This window comes from Chitinophagales bacterium, from assembly GCA_013816805.1.
Taxonomy (GTDB): Bacteria; Bacteroidota; Bacteroidia; order Chitinophagales; family UBA10324; genus MGR-bin340.
In genome coordinates this window covers 41,561-59,430 of sequence record JACDDS010000019.1, presented here as the reverse complement: position 1 = coordinate 59,430, position 17,870 = coordinate 41,561, and the positions used below count along the sequence as shown (strand labels likewise).

14 protein-coding genes are annotated in these 17,870 nt (G+C 38.7%); 6 read left to right on the top strand and 8 right to left on the bottom strand.

Annotation, left to right across the window (positions count from 1 at the left end; all coding sequences use genetic code 11):
* Positions 1-34 precede the first annotated feature (34 nt).
* The 3 genes from H0W62_14170 to rplS all read left to right on the top strand — a co-directional run bounded on the left by H0W62_14170 (position 35) and on the right by rplS (position 2,680).
* A complete protein-coding gene (locus H0W62_14170) occupies positions 35-1,138 on the top strand; it encodes a Glu/Leu/Phe/Val dehydrogenase (GenBank protein MBA3649668.1) in 1,104 nt (367 codons plus the stop codon).
* A 102-nt stretch (positions 1,139-1,240) separates the two neighbouring features.
* Positions 1,241-2,185: a transcription antitermination factor NusB gene (gene nusB / locus H0W62_14165; GenBank protein MBA3649667.1), complete on the top strand. Its 945-nt coding sequence runs from the start codon at positions 1,241-1,243 to the stop codon at positions 2,183-2,185.
* Positions 2,186-2,302: 117 nt separating this feature from the next.
* Positions 2,303-2,680: a 50S ribosomal protein L19 gene (rplS, locus tag H0W62_14160; protein ID MBA3649666.1), complete on the top strand. Its 378-nt coding sequence runs from the start codon at positions 2,303-2,305 to the stop codon at positions 2,678-2,680.
* Between the two features lie 219 nt (positions 2,681-2,899).
* Here the strand turns inward: rplS and H0W62_14155 are convergent, their stop codons facing one another.
* On the bottom strand, positions 2,900-4,684 hold the full coding sequence (locus tag H0W62_14155; GenBank protein MBA3649665.1) for a tail fiber domain-containing protein: 1,785 nt from the start codon (positions 4,682-4,684) through the stop codon (positions 2,900-2,902).
* 274 nt (positions 4,685-4,958) lie between these two features.
* Between H0W62_14155 and H0W62_14150 the strand changes: the two genes are divergently transcribed.
* The gene (locus H0W62_14150) at positions 4,959-6,626 is read left to right on the top strand and encodes a glutamine--tRNA ligase/YqeY domain fusion protein (GenBank protein ID MBA3649664.1); all 1,668 of its coding nucleotides are present in this window, start codon (positions 4,959-4,961) and stop codon (positions 6,624-6,626) included.
* A 195-nt stretch (positions 6,627-6,821) separates the two neighbouring features.
* Here the strand turns inward: H0W62_14150 and smc are convergent, their stop codons facing one another.
* The 5 genes from smc to lpdA all read right to left on the bottom strand — a co-directional run bounded on the left by smc (position 6,822) and on the right by lpdA (position 14,714).
* Positions 6,822-10,355: a chromosome segregation protein SMC gene (gene smc / locus H0W62_14145; protein MBA3649663.1), complete on the bottom strand. Its 3,534-nt coding sequence runs from the start codon at positions 10,353-10,355 to the stop codon at positions 6,822-6,824.
* 91 nt (positions 10,356-10,446) lie between these two features.
* On the bottom strand, positions 10,447-10,983 hold the full coding sequence (locus H0W62_14140) for a histidine phosphatase family protein (protein MBA3649662.1): 537 nt from the start codon (positions 10,981-10,983) through the stop codon (positions 10,447-10,449).
* Between the two features lie 413 nt (positions 10,984-11,396).
* On the bottom strand, positions 11,397-12,524 hold the full coding sequence (locus tag H0W62_14135) for a hypothetical protein (GenBank protein MBA3649661.1): 1,128 nt from the start codon (positions 12,522-12,524) through the stop codon (positions 11,397-11,399).
* 254 nt (positions 12,525-12,778) lie between these two features.
* Entirely contained in the window at positions 12,779-13,213 is a 435-nt protein-coding gene (locus tag H0W62_14130; GenBank protein MBA3649660.1) for an Rrf2 family transcriptional regulator, read from the bottom strand.
* A 97-nt stretch (positions 13,214-13,310) separates the two neighbouring features.
* Entirely contained in the window at positions 13,311-14,714 is a 1,404-nt protein-coding gene (gene lpdA / locus H0W62_14125) for a dihydrolipoyl dehydrogenase (protein MBA3649659.1), read from the bottom strand.
* Positions 14,715-15,231: 517 nt separating this feature from the next.
* Here lpdA and H0W62_14120 point away from each other — a divergent pair.
* A complete protein-coding gene (locus H0W62_14120) occupies positions 15,232-15,654 on the top strand; it encodes a response regulator (GenBank protein MBA3649658.1) in 423 nt (140 codons plus the stop codon).
* A gap of 45 nt (positions 15,655-15,699) precedes the next feature.
* Here H0W62_14120 and H0W62_14115 read toward each other — a convergent pair whose 3' ends face one another.
* Both H0W62_14115 and H0W62_14110 read right to left on the bottom strand, forming a co-directional pair.
* Positions 15,700-16,125: a DoxX family protein gene (locus tag H0W62_14115; protein ID MBA3649657.1), complete on the bottom strand. Its 426-nt coding sequence runs from the start codon at positions 16,123-16,125 to the stop codon at positions 15,700-15,702.
* A gap of 96 nt (positions 16,126-16,221) precedes the next feature.
* Positions 16,222-16,971, bottom strand: coding sequence for a DUF1223 domain-containing protein (locus H0W62_14110; GenBank protein ID MBA3649656.1), 750 nt, complete (start codon positions 16,969-16,971; stop codon positions 16,222-16,224).
* A gap of 199 nt (positions 16,972-17,170) precedes the next feature.
* Between H0W62_14110 and H0W62_14105 the strand changes: the two genes are divergently transcribed.
* Positions 17,171-17,827 (top strand): Uma2 family endonuclease, encoded by a 657-nt coding sequence (locus tag H0W62_14105; protein ID MBA3649655.1) that lies wholly within the window; start codon positions 17,171-17,173, stop codon positions 17,825-17,827.
* The last annotated feature ends 43 nt before the right edge of the window (positions 17,828-17,870 follow it).

Genomic DNA, 17,870 nt, shown 5'->3' with positions numbered 1-17,870 from the left:
ATCAATAACCTTTTACTTTAAAAACCTAAAAGTGATGTCTGTTTTAACACCAGCACCGGCTGATATTAACAATGCCTCTGTATTCGAGCAATTGGCGCCCATGGAACACGAACAGGTTGTTTTCTGCTATGATAAAGCGACTGGTTTAAAATCTATCATTGCCATTCACAATACCATTCTCGGTCCGTCGCTTGGCGGTACCCGATTCTGGAACTATTCAAATGATCATGCTGCCCTTAAAGATGCATTGCGCCTTTCCCGTGGTATGACTTATAAAGCTGCTATAACCGGCCTTCACCTGGGCGGGGGTAAAGCAGTGATTATTGGCGATCCGCGAAAAGATAAAACAGAGACTTTGCTAAGGCGTTATGGTAAGTTTGTCGAGAGCTTGAATGGAAAATATATTACGGCGGAAGACGTAGGAACTTCCTCTTCGGACATGGAATATATTGCACGTGAAACCAGCTTTGTTACCGGACTGCCGGAATATATGGGAGGTGGCGGGGATCCTTCGCCATTTACAGCATATGGTGTGTATTTGGGAATGAAGGCATCAGCAAAGGAAGTTTACGGGAATGATAGCTTACAGGGAAAAAAGGTAGTAGTGCAGGGAGTAGGTCATGTTGGAGAACACCTGGTTGCGCTTCTTGAAAAGGAGGGATCCATTATTTACATTACCGATATTTTTGAAGACCGTTTAGCAGCTATCAGCAATGCCCACCGTGTAACTGTAGTGCCGCCTGAAGAGGTTTATAATGTAGACGCTGATATTTATGCACCTTGTGCTCTGGGCGCAACTATTAATGATGACACTATTGGTAGATTAAAATGCTCCATTATTGCCGGAGCTGCAAATAATCAGCTTGCAAGCGAGGAAGTGCATGGTCAAATGCTTTTGGATAAGGGAATTCTATTTGCGCCGGATTTTCTCATAAATGCAGGAGGACTGGTAAATGTGGGAATGGAGCTGGAAACCTACAATGAAAATCGTGTGAAAGCGGAGTGCGAACGAATTTATAACCGTACACTTACGGTTTTCAAAATTGCTAAAGAAAAAAACCTTCCCACTTATAAGGCTGCTAACGAAATGGCTGAAGAGCGTTTGCGAAATATTGCTGTTTTAAATTCGAGAAAATAAGCTGATGGTCTGTCCACATATATTATTGAAGCGCAGAATTTACATTTATCCCATCCAACATAACTGCTGCCTATTTGCTTCAATTAAAATAACAGTACTGTAATGCTCTCCAGAAGAAACGTACGAATAAAAGTGATGCAAACATTATACTCGCGGGAGCATGATAAGGAAAAGACCATTGAACGACTCGAGAAGACCACGCTGGAAAGTATTAATGCATTTTACCGCTGCTTTCTTTACAATCTCTACCTGTTGTCAAAGACTGCGGAATATGTAATCAGGGATAACCAGATTCAGGCCGCAAAATTTATCCAGCAGGAGGACAAATCTTTTTTAAGCTCCCAGGTTTTTGACAACATAATAATTCAGCATATAGTAGAAAGGGAAAGTTTATATCAAGAGATAAAACGTGAGAAGATGGACTTACGGGCTGATGAAGATTATTTCCGTCAATTCTTCCAGTTATTAAAAAAGACAAAGGAATATTCTGAATATTCACTTAAACAAAATCCTTTAATGCCCGAGGATAAAGAGATCATTTATTTTATATATAAAAAGATATTATATCCAAATGAAATGTTTCAACAGCATATTGAAGATGTATTCACGGGGTGGCTTGATGATCGGGAAGCCATTTATCATTCCGTTATTAATACTATCGAAACAATAGCCCCGGGTCAAAGCTCATTTATTACTAACCGGGTTAAGGATATGAAAGAAGTAAAGGAATATGCTATTGATCTTTTAAAAAAAACCATTTATAATGAAGAGGAAGCTGAGCAAATAATTACGCCTTTTCTCGAAAATTGGGATAAAGAGCGGCTTGCTATGCTGGATCTGCTGTTAATGAAAATGACGGTAATTGAAATGATATATTTTCCAAGTATCCCGGTTAAAGTTTCCATTAATGAATATATTGAATTAGCCAAACTCTACAGCACACCCAAGAGTGGTGAATTCATCAACGGAATATTAGATTCTCTTATGAAAAAACTAAAAGAAGAAAACCGTATAATCAAAAGTGGCAGGGGTGAAAAGGAAAGCTGATCATCGGGATCCGGATAAGGTAATAACGCCGTATTACTTGAAAGTATTTTTGGAAGACGGTTATCCATATTTGTTTAAATCGTTTATCTTTGCCAACTCTTTTTAATCCCAAAAGCCATGGACGCTATTAAATACTTTCACCAGCAGGTGACCAAGAAAAAGGAACTTCCCGATTTTAAGGCAGGTGATAATGTTACTGTATACTATAAAATTATTGAAGGGAGTAAAGAGCGCATACAAGCATACCGCGGGGAAGTAATTCAGAGAAAAGGGATGGGCACAACACAGACTTTTACGGTTCGCAAGATTTCCAATGGCATAGGTGTAGAACGAATATTTCCTTTTTTTTCGCCCAGTATAGATAATATTGAAGTGAACAAGCGTGGCAAGGTTCGCAGGGCAAGAATTTTTTATATCCGGGATCTGAAAGGCAAAAAAGCACGCATAAAAGAAAGAAGAGTTATTACTACCGAACCCACTCCCCAAAACGTTTAAGGATTACTCACTGGAACCCCCAAAGTGAAGTTTATAATTAATTACCCGGATCCTTTATCTTTTTGTCTCCCGCAATAGAGAACTGTCTCACAAGTAGTCATTGCAAATGAAGTGAAGCCAACACTATATTCTGTTTTAAAGTTGTTATTGGTGACCTCCTTTATAGGATTAAAAAAGAAAACCGGATCGCTAACGGACCCGGTTTATTAAATTTTCGAACTATCGGCTAATAACCATGACTTTTGATTCCAATTCTTTTCCATCTGTAAACAGAGAATAGTGGTACGTGCCCGCCGTAAAATCTACAGCCTTTAAGGTAAGAAAACCGGCCTGGTTGTATAAAGTAAATACCTTTATAACATCACCATTTTCAGATGCAATACGAATTTCTGCATTTACAAAACTTTGAGGAATAGTGTATTGAATGGTTGTTTCATTGGAAAATGGATTTGGTGAGTTTTGAATCAATGAAACCTTTTCAATTGTATTATTCACTTTTTCTCCGTCGGAACCAATATTTGGATTATAATTAACGCAGCATTGAGACAAAGCAGCTTTAATATCACTGAGCTGTTTCTGCACATCATCAAGCTGTAATTGCTGTGTTGCATACTGCTGAGTCAATTCTTCATTTTTACTTCTGAGATCCTCATTGTCAGAAATCAGCGCTTTAATACTAACCAGGGCTACACCCGCCGGATCAATAGTGGATATAGTGGTATCATTTCCTACACCAAATAATTTATTAAAATCCTGGGCTACAGGGCCAATGTGTTTAATGGATTGGTTTTCTACCTTATAATTCCATCTCTGTATATCCAGCATTTTTACCCGGCTTAAAATATCTTTTGAATCCAGCTTCTCAAAATTATCTTTCAATTTTCTGTCAGATGCATTTGACCAAACCCCGCCCGTTGTAAGAGAGGCACTGGTATTTACAAATTGCATGATATTATTTTGTGATGGATTTACGCCGAAGCCGACCTTAGTAAAGGAAGAATTTCCGATCACTACAGTATTACTGCCTGTTATTTTAAACTGAGCACCTATTGCGATAGCATTAGATAAATTATCGCTTCCATCGGTACGGAAGCCGATGTATATGTTGCTGTTACCCTTTGTGGTTTTAATTCCTGCTGAATCACCTATTATCGTATTCTTATTTCCTGAAATCCAGCGGTAAGAGGAGGATTCACCAATAAATACATTAAACGACCCGATCTGCTGATACCCGGCATAGGCACCTACCATAGTATTATTACTTCCGGTACCTGAATAACCAGCAGCCCGTCCTAAATAAGTATTCTGGAAGCCATTGACATTTTCGTGGCCTGCATTTTTACCCAGAAAAGAATTATCAAAACCATCCTTATTAGAGTATCCTGAGGCTTTTCCTATAAAGGTATTGTAGCTGCCATGTACATTATGGAAACCCGCTGTCTGGCCAACAAATACATCAGAGGAGCCCGAATCATTCAAAGCTCCTGCCTGGTTGCCGATAAAAGTATCATAATAAGCCAGCTTGCATACCTGTCCAGCCGATTCACCTACGAACGTATTATGGTGCCCTTCCGTATTGTCTGAGCCTGCAAGATGACCTACAAACACATTATACTCTCCGTTGGTGTTAGAATTACCCGCGTGGTATCCAACAAACGTACAGGAGCTCGCCGTATTTGCTGTATTACCGGTATTTCCTACAAATAAGTTTTCTCCGCCTTTATTGTCCAAAAAATTTGCTCCATCCAGGAAAAGTGATCCGCTCAAATAAATATTTTTCCATTGAAGCGACGGCGACCCTATGTTAAGTTTATTATCGGTGTCTGGAAGCAAATCTGCTGCAATCCCGGTAGTCGAGCCTCTGGTTAAGCTCATACGATCAGGTTGCTTTACGTTAATTGTGTTGTACTTTTTAAGATTTGACTGGGCATAAATATCAGTCTGCATAGAAATAAGCAGGAGAAAGAAGAGTCCGGGAATGTAATGTGTCATAATTTTTTTCATGAGGTTTAATTTTAGTTTACAATTTAAAGTTAATCAATCATCCCTTTAGCGATCAGGAGAAGACCATAACCGATATAAAAGTACGCTGTGTATGACGCCTCTCATAATTGAATTTCGCAAATAGAAAAAACTGGTTACGGATTTCCGCAAATAGAAAATTTACTTCACACATTCAACTTTTTAAAAGAGTTATTCAATCATTATAGTTAGTTGCCGATCATAACTTATAGGGTGCAACCATTAACTTTGTAAACCTAAAAACTGCTGATTGATTATGAGTGAAAATTATAAAGCCGAAAATTTCCTTGAAGAAATAGTGGAAAGTTTTGTAAAAAGAGGTAACAATGATGGCAGGGTAATGACGCGCTTTCCACCGGAACCTAATGGATATCTTCACATAGGGCATGCCAAAAGCATATGCCTCAATTTCGGCCTGGCGCAAAAGTTTGAAGGGCAAACCAATCTTCGCTTTGATGATACTAATCCTGAAACTGAGGAAACGGAATACGTTGACAGCATTAAAGAAGATATTACCTGGTTAGGATTTAAATGGACGAATGAATATTATGCTTCTGATTATTTTGATCAATTGTATGGATTTGCTATGACCTTGATTAAAAAGGGATGCGCATACGTTGATGACCTCTCCGCTGAAGAGATTGCCGCTTCCAAAGGAACGCCGAATGAGCCCGGTAAAAAAAGTCCGCACCGTAATCGCAGCATTGAGGAAAACCTTAATCTTTTTGAACGAATGCAAAAAGGTGAGTTTCAGGAAGGTGAAAAAGTGTTACGCGCTAAAATTGACATGGCTTCACCCAATATGCAATTGCGCGATCCCATCATGTACAGGATAAAATACGTAGCGCATCACCGCACCGGTACCAAATGGTGCATTTACCCTATGTACGATTTCGCGCATGGTCAAAGCGATTCCATTGAAAAAATAACGCATTCCATTTGTACGCTTGAATTTGAAGTGCACCGCCCACTGTATGAGTGGTTTATCGAAAAACTGGAGATTTTTCCTTCGAGGCAATATGAATTTGCGAGGTTAAACATGACGTACACCGTAATGAGCAAGCGAAAATTATTGGAATTGGTGAATGAAAAAATGGTGACAGGCTGGGATGATCCGCGAATGCCTACCCTATCCGGATTTCGCAGGCGCGGATACACACCGGAAAGCATCCATACATTCTGTGATAAAATAGGCGTGCAACGAAGAGAAAATACTATCGACGTTGAATTGCTTGAATTTTGTGTCCGCGAAGATTTAAATAAAAAAGCCCTGCGAAAAATGGCGGTTTTCGACCCGGTAAAATTGATCATCACCAATTATCCTGAAACCCAATCAGAAGATTTGATTGGTGAAAATAATCCCGATATTGAAAATGGCGGGGGAACTCGTTTATTGCCATTCAGCCGCGAATTATGGATCGAGCGCGAAGACTTCATGGAAAATCCCTCAAAGAAGTTTTTTCGCCTGGGTGTAGGCTTAACGGTCCGTCTTAAAAATGCCTACATTATCACTTGTGAAAGCTTTACTAAAGATGAAAGCGGAAATATACAAGAGATCCATTGCACCTATTTGCCGGAAAGCAAAAGCGGGAATGATACTACCGGCCTGCATGTGAAAGGCACTATTCATTGGGTGAATGCATTACATGCTTTATCGGCGAAGCTATTATTATACGATCGCTTATTTCTAGTCGAAAATCCTGATGGACAAATTGAGGATTTCAAATCGTACATCAATCCCGATAGTTTGAAAATAGTTGAAAATGCATTTGTAGAACCTTCATTAAAAAATGCAAGGTTCGGCGAGAGCTATCAATTTATTCGTAAAGGATACTTCTGCCTCGATAAAGATTCGAAAGAAGATAATTTAATTTTTAACCGGACGGTAACGCTGAAAGACAGCTGGGCGAAAGAGGCGAAATAATTACGTTGTGCGTGAGCCTGCGATCTTACGCTTGCGCAGTTTAAGCTCAAGTCAGGCAACGCAATGGCTCGCCCTAAGACTTGCCCCAGGAACAGAGGAAGAAGGATATGCACTATAGATGTTAATGGGAAGATGATTTTGTGCGAGAGACGAAACGGCCCAGATGTGGTTTGGAAAAACTTTAGACAAGGCCGATTAATTCAAGCTTCTGAAGTCAACCGGAACCACTTTTGAAACTCCTTCCTCCTGCATCGTAATGCCGTAGATAACATCCACCGCTGCCATCGTTTGCTTATTATGTGTGACCAGCACGAACTGTGAGCGCTCGGAGAAGTCGCGTATGATTTTATTGAACTTCGTAATGTTCGCATCATCTAAAGGCGCATCCACCTCATCGAGTATGCAAAAAGGTGCAGGCTTATAAAGATAAAGTGCAAACAAAAGTGAAATAGCTGTCAGCGTTTTTTCACCTCCGGACAACTGATCAATGATCTGAGGCCGCTTGCCCTTTGGCTTCGCAATGATCTGTATCTTCGACTCGAGTATATTATCCTGATTTTCCAAAATCAGGTCGCACTCATCTTCTTCAGTGAACAAGCTTTTAAATGTCCTGATAAAGTTTTCCTTAATGGAGCTAAAGGCTGAAAGAAACTGTGTTTTCGCAGTGTTCTCAATTTCACCAATCGTCTCCATTAACGAAGTTTTAGCATTCATCAAATCTGTTTTTTGAGACACTATAAAGTCGTGGCGCTGCTTCATTTCATTAAACGCCTCCATTGCCATAGGATTTATTTCTCCATAGGTATCAATACGGTTCCGGTAGCGCTCCGCTTTCTGCTTCAGCTCTTCCGCGTTTAATTCTATATCAGGCTCCCGTTCCATCAACGACTCAATATCTACTTTAAATTCAATTTGCAGGCGATCTTTAAGCGAATTCAACTGGATCTTTAATTCGGTAACCTTATCATGTATCTCGTTCAGCAAATGGTCAACCTGTTCCTTATTTTTTGTATGCATTCGAATCTGCTCTTCTGCCTCATTAATTTTACCACGGCTTTCATAGTAGGTTTGCTCAGCATCAGTAATCGCCTTTGCCATAGCATCTTTAACACCGTAGTCATGGATAATCTCCGTTTCCACAAGTCGTAACTTCTCCTGAAGAATTATTATTCCCTCATCTATTTCCTGCAGCTCTATTTTGTTTTTCTCAATCAGTTGCTGAGTGGCCTGAAACTGCTGATTTTTATATTCGAGTTCCCGCTGCATATGTGAAATCTTATTCTGTTGCTGCAGGTATAAAATATTCTTCTGATTAAACTGCTCCGACGCTAATGAAAGTCCTGATTCAACAGATGCTAATTCGGATGAAAGCCGGATAAGCAATTCCTGCTGCCCGGATTTTTTATCGGAGAGTATAGAGTGTTGCACCTTCAGCTGGGTTTGCTCTTCTTCCAGCTTAAGCAGAGATTCTTCAATGGCCTCCATTCGAACCCGGTGATGAGCAAAAAAACCATCGAGATTTTCCAATTTGGCTATTATTCCTGTAACCTTATTTTTAACCTGGTTATGCTCTTCTCTCACGTTATTCAGTTCTGATGAGCGTGAAGAGTTTTTAAGCCGCGCCAATTCCAGCTGAAGATTCTGGGCACTCTGCTGTAATAAGTTTTCTTTGTCTTTCAATTCATTAATTTCTGACTCCAGGGATTTTAAATTTTTAATTCTTCCCAGACGTTTTCCGGAAAATGCTCCCACCTGTCCACCGGAAATACCATGAAGTGTACGGATGTATTTCCCATTCTTTGAAATGAGCCTGGCTTCTTTTGGAAAGGCTGAAAAATCAACTTCATTTTCATCTCCCAGTAAAAAAACTCCTGAAAGAAGATATGCTACCAGGTGCTCATATTTTGAATCTGCTTCTACTACATCAATAGCTTTAATTGCATTAAAAATTCCGGAATCAATATCCGGCTTTATATCTTTTTCAAAGTCGTTGAGCACAAAAAAGCTTGCTCTGCCTTTTGCCGCATCGCTTAACAGGTTCACTGCATGCAGCGCTTCCTGCATATCTGCAACCACATAAAAATTCAGCCATGGCTCCAAAAAATTTTCAACTGCTATGCGATATTCCGAAGGACAGGATACAATATCTGAAAGGAGCTTTGCATTTGAAGTCCAGTCTGATTGCTGTTTTAAATATTTTATCGATTCAGGAAATCCTTCCATATTATCAATAAAACTTTTTGTAAGGTTATACTCATTCTGCCGGGCATCCAGATCACGGTGAATTCCTCTTAACTGATCTCTTACTTCCTCCACTGACTCTTCGTTACGGTTAACTTCCTGCTGTAATTGATCAGTTGCATCAGTAAGCTCAAGCAGCAGGTCTTTTTTATGCTGCTCCTCATTTTTATAAGTATTATGCAGGGAATGTAATTGCTCCTGCTCCATCTTACGGTTGGTATGGTCTATTCGCGCACGCTCTTTCTCCTGAAGCAGATTTAGTTTTTTAACCTCGTTTATAGAACTTTCCCGTTCTATTTCGGAAAATTCTTTTTCTGTTTCATGAAATAGCTTTGCCTGATCATCGAGCCGTAATTTAGTTGAAGTATAATCTGCACGTAATCCATCAAGTGATATTTTGGATAGATCCCTTGCGGTGACCGACATGGCTAATAGCGCATTCTCATTTTTACTATCGGCATGTAAGGTATCAATAGCATCTGCAATAATGTTTAGCTCTTCAGAGGCTTTTTGATTTTGTACAATGATGCTCTGTTTTTTATCTTCTTTGAATTTCAGGTTTTCCGATAAGATATTTTTTTCATTTTCTTTTTGCCTGATCGCAGTCACAAATTCATTCTGTTCCCGCTGCGCAGCTATCATCCTTTTTTCTTTTAGAATATTTTCAGATTTTTCTTTTTGCAGAGTTGCTTCAAGCAAAATAATTTGTGTTTCCTGTGCAATTTTTTTTTCTTCTTCCTGCTGTTGACTGCTTTTTAAAGAATCAAATGATTTCTTAAAATCATCCAATGTAAATAGTGCGAGCTCTATACTCAAGTTCCGGTATTCTTCTTTCAGCTTATAATAACGTTCCGTTTTTTTTGCCTGGCCTTCAAGTGCTTTAAGATTATTCTCGATTTCAAAGAGCAGATCATCAACCCGGTTCAGATCCAACTGGGTAGCCTCAAGCTTGTTAAGCGTTTCTTTTTTACGTGCTTTATATTTTGAAATTCCTGCAGCCTGTTCAAATAATTTACGCCTCGAGTTATCCTTATCATTTAAAATCTCATCAATCATTTGAAGTTCTATGATTGCATAGGAATCGCTGCTAATTCCGGTGTCCAGAAAAAGAGAGGTAATATCTTTAAGGCGGCAGGTAATATTATTTAGCTTGTACTCACTGTCGCCATTGCGGTAATAGTGCCTGCTTATAGTAAGGGTGTGGTACTCGGTGGGAAGAAGGTTACGATCATTTTCAAAAGTCAGCGATACTTCTGCAAGTGATGATGGCTTACGGACCTTAGTGCCGTTAAAGATCACATTCTCCATTTTTTCCGAACGGAGCATGGTGGTTTTTTGCTCTCCCAGTACCCATCGAATCGCATCAACTACATTGGATTTTCCACACCCATTAGGGCCTACCACACCGGTGATGCTGTCATTGAAATTTATTGTTGTTTTTTCAGGAAAGCTTTTAAAGCCTTTTATTTCCAAGCTGATTAATCGCACACTGTTCTTTTAAAGCAAATTTAACCTGATGGTGTGGATTATAACAGGCTGACTAACTAAGTGTGGATAAGTTATACAGGTTACAAGAAAATCAGTTTTTTCGGAAAATATACAGTGTTGCATTTGCAGGATTTATCGGACATTTCCCCTTGAAGTTTAATTTTTTAAGCTCATGACGGAGAGATTGCATGAAGAATCCATGTGTTACCAATAATACATTTTCACGGTTTTCAGATACCAGCTGCGTCAGGAATTTATATGCCCTCAGATTCGATTGCCTGCGCGTTTCAGGCATTTTATGATAATTAATAAACCATGCTATCCTCCCAAGAATGGACCTTAGTGAACTGGGTAAATTTAATTTTAACAGGAAAAAAGCAATGTTTGGCACTTCAACCAATTCGTCGGTAATTTTAAAATCACCATCATAAATTGCTTTAACGGTGTCTAATGCCCTTTTTTTAGAACTAACATAACAAACCGGAAAATCATTGGCACTGATTTTTAAGGTTGGATTTAAAATCTCTGATTCATCGTAAGCAGTGCGGTAGTTATTAAATGATTCACCAATTGAAAAAAAAGGATCACGATATAAAACCCTTCCGTGCCGTATAAGGCCAATGTTCATGGATTGAAATGTAGCAGTAATACCGGCAAAGTTTAAAATAATTTATAGCTTAAATCCGATTCTGTTGTTTTTTCTCTACAATATTGTGATCAAATTATTGGAATGAATTCAATCAAAAAAGTTTTCCGCAATTTCCAATACCGGAAAGGTGGACTGAACAGCATCTCAAGGGAGTGCTGTCAAGAATCTTTACGGTGGCATCGCGCACCAGTTGCATTACCACTACAAGGATTTATCGTCGGTATTACGGCGTCTTTGCATACGGCAACTCCATATGCTTCTTAAATGCCTCTTCCGGATTAATTTCTCTGCTAACCATTCCAAAGTTTACAGAACCTGACAGAGCATTTTTCTATAGAACTATTAGTTTTTTCAAACAAAAAAAAAGGAGTATCAACTCCCGTTAATAGTGACTAAAAGAAAATTTGCACTTGTACTGAGACCAGGTCATTGTTTTTCTGGGTAGGTGCATTCTCGTGCCGGAAATCATACTGGAGTTGAATTTTGGTAAAGGCAGCGAAGTAGTAATTAAGTGCTACGCTGTAAATAGTACTGGCGTCGTCTGATTTGTCAGTATTAGGGTCATAATGATCGTACTTAACTAATGCCGCGAATTTTTTAGGCACAATAAAACTTTCGGCCTGACCGTAATATCCGTTTTTGGTAGTTACACTGTCTGTTCCCTGTAAAAATTCAGCACTTAGCAAAAAGCGGTTGCCATTATAATTCGCATCAAAACCGAAGCGATTTCTATCCTTTGGTTTTTTCAGATCAAGACCGTAAGTTGCTTTTCCGGTATAAAAGGATCCGCCAAGACTGAGTTGTTTAACAGGATACACTACTACCCTGCCGGCAATATCCTTATGCTTATCAGCATCATTCTTGTTAATACCATTTCCATTGAAAATACCCAGTGAATATTCTACTACATTACTTTTCGGATCGGAACTAACCCTGGCAAGGCCGCCGCTGTAGAGAAAACCTATATCCCGTCCGTTATTATTTACAGCAGGAGATCCTGCAATTACATCTTTTGAGCGTGCTGTAAGCGCCTCTACCACCTGTGATCGGCTGATACTATGTACGTCATAATCTGTACGTAGGCTTTCATATGAGAGCGGTACTTTCTGCTGACCGGCCGTTAATTTTGCAAACTGGTTTATAGTATAGGATGCATAAGCATCCATAAGCCTCACAGTAGGCGGAGCAAAATCAACCTGTAACCTATAAGCTAAGTTGCGAAAAGGAGTTCCATTGAATATTAGCCGTGCATTACGGATATCAAAATTATTCGGAGTTACCTTATCTGTATAATACTGATACCGTGCCTGGGCATAACTGCTGAGTGTAATTTTACAGATGTTCGAGATCACCGGGAAAGTAAGCATTGTTACAGGAGCTGGCGGCGTTGGTGCGGCCTGAACAGTTTTGGTAGAATCACCTGGCATGTTGCTGCCGTTTATCTGACCGAAAAGAGATGAATAATTTAGGGTAAGAATTATGACTAATGCAATCGTTATTTTGGTAATCGCTTGTTTCATGAGGGTTTAATTTTTTTTTATGAAGCCACAAATATATTCTTAGTCTATAGAAGTAGTAGACCATTGTTAAAAATAATCCTTACTTGCTCATTCTCAGACTGATAATTTTAAAAACACGATTAAATTAATGCGATAAATAAGCCTACTGCCGCGGTAGAATAATTTTACTTGCTGAAATCAGAAGATAGTTTAATTCGAAAGGTGCGGTTTCAAATTCAGCTTAATGAAGGGTAATTCAACTGCTCAATTAAACTTTAAAGCTTTTGAAGCAAGAGTTTTGCATGCATTGCATCAGCAAGCGAGGTACGGTCAAGAATATCTGCAGTAGCATCTCTGACGTGCTTCATTACTTTACGGATTTCACATGTTCGTTCGTCTTTGCATTCAATGCAGCGGACATATGCTGTCTTGCTTACACATGCTACCGGAGCCAGGGGTCCGTCCAGTGTACGAATGATCTGACCCAGATAAATTTTTTCAGGCGATTTAGATAATGAATAACCGCCGCCTTTCCCCATACGGCTATACAGAATTCCATGCTTTTTTAATTCCAGTAAAATATGCTCGAGAAATTTTTTAGGTATATATTCTGCAGCTGCCAGGTCTGAAATTAGAACGGGACCCTCCTCATAACGGCGTGCCAGGTAAAACGCAGCTTTTAATCCGTATTTAGCCTTATGAGATAACATGGAACAAGATATATAATTTGATTTATTTCATAAAAAGTGATAGGATCTGGCAGGATTTTCTATTCACTTTAGATCATTATCCGTGATGCTATCAACTTTATATATGAATCACTTCTCCATAAGCAGCTGCAGCGGCTTCCATTATGGCTTCACTCATAGTAGGATGCGGATGTACGCTTTTAATAATTTCATGTCCCGTAGTTTCCAGCTTTCTGGCTACTACACATTCAGCAATTAATTCAGTCACGTTATAACCGATCATATGAGCTCCAAGGAATTCATTATATTTTGCATCGAAAATCAGTTTCACAAATCCTTCTTTAGCGCCTGCGGCACTTGCTTTACCCGATGCCGAATAGGGAAACTTTCCTATTTTTAATTCGTAGCCGGCTTCCCTTGCCTGCTTTTCTGTGTAACCAACAGAGGCGATTTCAGGTGAGCAATAAGTACATCCCGGAAGATTGCTGTAGTTAAGCGGCTCGGGATTTTTACCTGCAATTTTCTCAACACAGATTATTCCTTCTGCACTTGCAACGTGAGCCAATGCGGGGCCTTTTACAATATCACCAATAGCATAGTAGCCTGATATATTTGTATTATAGAAATCATCGACCAGCACTTTGCCTTTTTCGGTCTTAATTCCAATTTCTTGCAAACCCAGATTTTCAATATTGGTGGCCACACCTGCCGCAGACAGCACAATTTCGCACTCAATTTCCTGAACACCTTGCCCTGATCTTACAAATACTTTGCAAATGGGGCTGGAAGTATCTACCCTTTCCACTGCAGAACCCGTCATTACAGTTATGCCTTGTTTTTTAAAGTTCCTTTCAAGTTCTTTCGATATTTCTTCATCTTCAACTGGAACAATACCAGGCATAAATTCAATGAGTGTAACTTTTGTACCGATTGAATTATAGAAATAAGCAAACTCCGAACCGATAGCGCCTGCACCCACGATTACCATTGTTTTCGGATGCTGAGGAAGCACCATTGCCTCACGGTATCCTATTATTTTTTTTCCGTCTTGCTCCAAGTTGGGCAATTCTTTAGAACGCCCGCCTGTAGCGATTATGATGTGTTTTGCGGAATGTTCTGTTTTTTTTCCTGAAGGCTCAGTCACAATTGCTGTTCGCCCATTAGCTGAATCTCCCGCTTTTAAGCTTGCAGTTCCCATTATCACTTCAATCTTATTCTTCTTCATAAGAAACTGCACACCACGACTCATTCCATTGGCCACTGTTCTGCTTCTTTTAACCATGTTGTCAAAATCCGGTCTACTATCACTAACCTGAATGCCATAATCGGCTGCATGCCGTATGTATTCAAATACCTGGGCACTTTTTAATAAGGCTTTGGTTGGTATGCATCCCCAGTTAAGACAAATACCTCCTAAAGATTCGCGCTCGATAATCGCCGTCTTTAATCCCAATTGTGATGCCCTTATAGCTGCAACATAACCACCCGGGCCACTTCCTATAACAATTAAATCATAGTTCATTAAGTTTATTTTTTGTTAAAAGAGTGCGCAAGTTAAAAAAGATTTAAGGGGAAATCCTGATAAGTTGCTTATGCAATACATCGCTTTGCATTCTTCATTTATGAAGCTATAAGAAATATATGCAATGAGGCAAAAGAAGAAATAACTTTTATATAAATTTTAATGAGAGCAATACTCTTAAAACTTATAATCTTAATGATTTAAATAAGTTTGAAGATTCACCCTTTCAACAACCTACCTGAATTTGGAACATCTCTTACCTGGATTAGTACCCGTTCAGATGGTAAGCGCGTTCTTTGATTATAGTTAGAATACAATTAGCGTTTTTTGTTAATTTAATAGTAATTACAATTGTCTGCAAATCGTTACAAAAAAGAAGGCATTTAAAGTAGAAAATCACTTACCATCTATTGATTGAACATTATTTAATAAGCATTAAATTTCAGAAAGCAACTTTTTCCCGATGTTTCCGGTTTAGAGCAAACTAATAAGCTCAGTTATAGATACATTCAAAAAAATGAAAAAGGCTTTCAATCGCATCTTAATTATAGATGATGATCCTACCTTTATCTTTCTTACCAAAATGACTTTGTCAAAGATTTCTTTTGCAAAGGACATTACCAGTTATACTGATCCTGCTGAAGCGCTTATTGATCTTAAAAAAGTTTCTTCTGATACTAACTATGATTTACCTGAAATTATTTTTCTGGATTTGAGTATGCCTGTAATGGATGGATGGAATTTCCTTGACGAGTATCATTACCTTCCCGACACTCTGATACAGAATTGCAAGATATTTATCTTATATTCTTCTATTGATCCTGATGATATTAAAAGATCACAATCGTATCCTAAAGTGCTTGATATTATAAGTAAACCGCTTGCTATCAATAAAGTTAAAGAGATACAGGAGCACAGCTACAAGCAGGTTATAAAGTAAAGATTGTTTGCAGAGAACTGAATGAACCTTTTATTGATACCAATATTATTTGTTACCCGGTGACAAGCAGAATCTATACTTAAGCAAGCCTGGTAAAAAAGGTATTTTATTCCGGTTCATCCAAAGTATAATGGAAGAACAAATAAATACTGCTAAAGCCATTGCAAATAATTTCCCACCATCATTATAGACTATAATTTTAAGTTTGGTAAGGTGAAAAAAAATGGCACCGCCCATTAAACCAATAGCCATGAGGGCTCCGAACCAGGAAGTGCGGGGAATTAATACTAACACCGATGCGATTAATTCCATTATCCCAATTGCTATGCGCCCATAAGGTTCCATACCAAGTTTTGAGAAAATGTAAACTGCTTCTGGGTGGGCAGAAAATTTAAAGTATAAGGTCTGCAGCATAATCACCGCTGCTATTAATTTTAAAATCCAAAGCAATATTGTTTTACGGTTTTTCATCCCGTAATATTAAAATATTTTATAATTGTTACGCGGAATTATCCCTGTAATATCAGAATTACGATTTCCATAGCATTCAAGGAATCGTATTAATGCTTATTCAGATTTAGCGAATACAGCAGATGCCGCTCCGGTTATTTTCATATCCGTATTATTCTGTACAAAGGCAATAATTGAAGTATTTGCATCTTCAGGCAAGGAACCGGTTAAATGGATTATACCTGTATTTTCAGCCTTCATCGAAGTAAATTGACGCACCACGTTTGCGTTATGCAATGTCCGGCCCCCATTTTCTCCGCGCTTTACAGGAGTAGATTCCTTCAATGATACAAGGGCAACATTGATCTTACAATTCGTGTAATCACCATCGAGTTCGTATTGCACCTCAATTTGGTTTCCATTGCGTGCTGCATTCAATCTTTTAAAAGCTGCAGCGGCATTTACTTTCATTGCTTCAGCTAATGAAACACCTAACCTATCATCATCGGAGCCCACAAATTCATGTGTTCCATTCACAACCATTTGCGGTGTATAGATATTTTGAAGATGCATGAATCTTGAATAGGTACTTTGACGTTCTGAAAATGATTTATCACTGAAAGGATCGGCCCAGCCTAAACGATTCCAATAATCCACATGAAATTCGAGAGCAAAAATCTTTCTGCCATCTTTTTGAGCATCTGAAATTGTTGCCGATAGCAGCTCATCCGCCGGAGGGCAACTGGAGCACCCCTGCGAGGTAAAAAGCTCAATAACTGCAATTGGTTCGAAGGAAGAGGGTAAAGAGGAGCCGGAGAAAAGTAAAACCACTGTCAACGATAAAATTGAAATGAAGGATGCTTTCATACTATGGAATATATTAAAGTTAAAAAATTATACAATCAGTTTACTTGCTGTACATGGTTGATACGTGGTACTAACGAAAACTCTGAATTAAAGTTCGGATTACAGAAACTACTATTCTTCCTAAAAACAAGAGCTTAAAAGGTAATAAGAAACCCGCAATCCGGGACCATTTCGTTAGATTTGTAAAAAAATATTGAGCATGGAGTCCATACTCGAACCGTTAATAAATTCTCCAAAGCTGAATGAGTATGTTGCGGAATTGCAGAATCGTTTATTTGAAGAACGCGATAAAAGATATGCTTTTTATGAGTCTATAAGCGAGGATGATAAAGCGGAATTTATAAATGGTAACGTTATTATGCAATCACCGGCGACAGCCTTCCATACATCGATAGTAGCTAATCTTGTAAACCTCATGCGTAATTATGTGCATAAGCAAAAATTAGGGGAAATATTTTTTGAAAAAGCATTGGTTACGCTGACACGTAATGATTATGAGCCGGATATAATTTTTTACACTTCTGCAAAGGCCAACAATATAAAGCCGGAACAATTAAAGTTCCCCGCACCAGATCTGATTGTGGAAGTGCTCTCACGTTCTACGGAATCGATTGATCGCGGGGTGAAATTTGAAGATTATGCTCATCACGGAGTGGATGAATATTGGTTAGTAGATCCCTCTAAACTATTAATTGAGCAGTATTTCCTATCCAATAAAAATTATCAATTAAATTTTAAGGACACAAAAGGTACAATTGTTTCCCGTGCTATCACGGGATTTAAAACACCGGTTAACGCCATATTTGATTCCACTGAAAATCAGGTGGAACTGAGAAGTATATTACTGGGCAACTGAAATTTTAGTCTGCATCGGAATTTCAGGTCAATATTAAAACACT

Coding starts and splice junctions, on each gene's coding strand:
- H0W62_14170 (MBA3649668.1), top strand. CDS start 35: ATGTCTGTTTTAACACCAGCACCGGCTGATATTAACAATGCCTCTGTA.
- H0W62_14140 (MBA3649662.1), bottom strand. CDS start 10,983: ATGAACATTGGCCTTATACGGCACGGAAGGGTTTTATATCGTGATCCT.
- H0W62_14150 (MBA3649664.1), top strand. CDS start 4,959: ATGAGTGAAAATTATAAAGCCGAAAATTTCCTTGAAGAAATAGTGGAA.
- H0W62_14105 (MBA3649655.1), top strand. CDS start 17,171: ATGGAGTCCATACTCGAACCGTTAATAAATTCTCCAAAGCTGAATGAG.
- H0W62_14115 (MBA3649657.1), bottom strand. CDS start 16,125: ATGAAAAACCGTAAAACAATATTGCTTTGGATTTTAAAATTAATAGCA.
- H0W62_14135 (MBA3649661.1), bottom strand. CDS start 12,524: ATGAAACAAGCGATTACCAAAATAACGATTGCATTAGTCATAATTCTT.
- H0W62_14130 (MBA3649660.1), bottom strand. CDS start 13,213: ATGTTATCTCATAAGGCTAAATACGGATTAAAAGCTGCGTTTTACCTG.
- nusB (MBA3649667.1), top strand. CDS start 1,241: ATGCTCTCCAGAAGAAACGTACGAATAAAAGTGATGCAAACATTATAC.
- rplS (MBA3649666.1), top strand. CDS start 2,303: ATGGACGCTATTAAATACTTTCACCAGCAGGTGACCAAGAAAAAGGAA.
- lpdA (MBA3649659.1), bottom strand. CDS start 14,714: ATGAACTATGATTTAATTGTTATAGGAAGTGGCCCGGGTGGTTATGTT.
- H0W62_14155 (MBA3649665.1), bottom strand. CDS start 4,684: ATGAAAAAAATTATGACACATTACATTCCCGGACTCTTCTTTCTCCTG.
- H0W62_14120 (MBA3649658.1), top strand. CDS start 15,232: ATGAAAAAGGCTTTCAATCGCATCTTAATTATAGATGATGATCCTACC.
- H0W62_14110 (MBA3649656.1), bottom strand. CDS start 16,971: ATGAAAGCATCCTTCATTTCAATTTTATCGTTGACAGTGGTTTTACTT.